Source organism: Arthrobacter sp. lap29 (assembly GCF_032458965.1).
GTDB lineage: Bacteria > Actinomycetota > Actinomycetes > Actinomycetales > Micrococcaceae > Specibacter > Specibacter psychrochitiniphilus.
Map to the genome: position 1 here is coordinate 1 of NZ_JAUCEK010000031.1, position 1,888 is coordinate 1,888.

General features: G+C 53.5%; 1 rRNA gene. It reads left to right on the forward strand.

The window, feature by feature from the left end:
• Positions 1 to 185 precede the first annotated feature (185 nt).
• Positions 186 to 1,722, forward strand: a 16S ribosomal RNA gene (locus RY113_RS18355).
• Positions 1,723 to 1,888: the final 166 nt, after the last annotated feature.

The following is a 1,888-nucleotide window of genomic DNA, read 5'->3' on the forward strand; positions in this document are numbered from 1 at the left end:
GGTTGTTGTTTGAGAACTCAATAGTGTGCCAAGTTTTATTGATACCAATTTATTGTAATTGAATTGGTTATTTGGTTGTGTGTTGCCGCCCCTGTGGTGATGCATGATCGTTTAGCTGGTTTCGAATTTAGTGCATGCTTTCCTTTACCTTTTTCCGGTGGGATTGTGTGTGTCTGTTTGTTTTATTAACGGAGAGTTTGATCCTGGCTCAGGATGAACGCTGGCGGCGTGCTTAACACATGCAAGTCGAACGATGAACCTCGCTTGCGGGGGGATTAGTGGCGAACGGGTGAGTAACACGTGAGTAACCTGCCCTTAACTCTGGGATAAGCCTTGGAAACGGGGTCTAATACTGGATATTGACTTTACCTCGCATGGGGTTTGGTTGAAAGATTTATTGGTTTTGGATGGACTCGCGGCCTATCAGCTTGTTGGTGAGGTAATGGCTCACCAAGGCGACGACGGGTAGCCGGCCTGAGAGGGTGACCGGCCACACTGGGACTGAGACACGGCCCAGACTCCTACGGGAGGCAGCAGTGGGGAATATTGCACAATGGGCGAAAGCCTGATGCAGCGACGCCGCGTGAGGGATGACGGCCTTCGGGTTGTAAACCTCTTTCAGTAGGGAACAAGGCCAGCATTTTTGTTGGTTGAGGGTACTTGCAGAAGAAGCGCCGGCTAACTACGTGCCAGCAGCCGCGGTAATACGTAGGGCGCAAGCGTTATCCGGAATTATTGGGCGTAAAGAGCTCGTAGGCGGTTTGTCGCGTCTGCCGTGAAAGTCCGGGGCTCAACTCCGGATCTGCGGTGGGTACGGGCAGACTAGAGTGATGTAGGGGAGACTGGAATTCCTGGTGTAGCGGTGAAATGCGCAGATATCAGGAGGAACACCGATGGCGAAGGCAGGTCTCTGGGCATTAACTGACGCTGAGGAGCGAAAGCATGGGGAGCGAACAGGATTAGATACCCTGGTAGTCCATGCCGTAAACGTTGGGCACTAGGTGTGGGGGACATTCCACGTTTTCCGCGCCGTAGCTAACGCATTAAGTGCCCCGCCTGGGGAGTACGGCCGCAAGGCTAAAACTCAAAGGAATTGACGGGGGCCCGCACAAGCGGCGGAGCATGCGGATTAATTCGATGCAACGCGAAGAACCTTACCAAGGCTTGACATGAACTGGAAATACCTGGAAACAGGTGCCCCGCTTGCGGTCGGTTTACAGGTGGTGCATGGTTGTCGTCAGCTCGTGTCGTGAGATGTTGGGTTAAGTCCCGCAACGAGCGCAACCCTCGTTCTATGTTGCCAGCACGTTATGGTGGGGACTCATAGGAGACTGCCGGGGTCAACTCGGAGGAAGGTGAGGACGACGTCAAATCATCATGCCCCTTATGTCTTGGGCTTCACGCATGCTACAATGGCCGGTACAATGGGTTGCGATACTGTGAGGTGGAGCTAATCCCAAAAAGCCGGTCTCAGTTCGGATTGGGGTCTGCAACTCGACCCCATGAAGTCGGAGTCGCTAGTAATCGCAGATCAGCAACGCTGCGGTGAATACGTTCCCGGGCCTTGTACACACCGCCCGTCAAGTCACGAAAGTTGGTAACACCCGAAGCCGGTGGCCTAACCCCCTTGTGGGGAGGGAGCTGTCGAAGGTGGGACTGGCGATTGGGACTAAGTCGTAACAAGGTAGCCGTACCGGAAGGTGCGGCTGGATCACCTCCTTTCTAAGGAGCACCAAACACCTAGGCGTTTTCCGCATGGAGAATTGTTGTGGGTGTGAGGAGAATAGTGCATTGCGAGAACGAAAGTTTCTCGGTGTGCTGCTCAAGGGTGGAATATCAATGAAATAGGTGCCTGTTGGCACGGGGCGATCTGAAATAAGTACAGCAA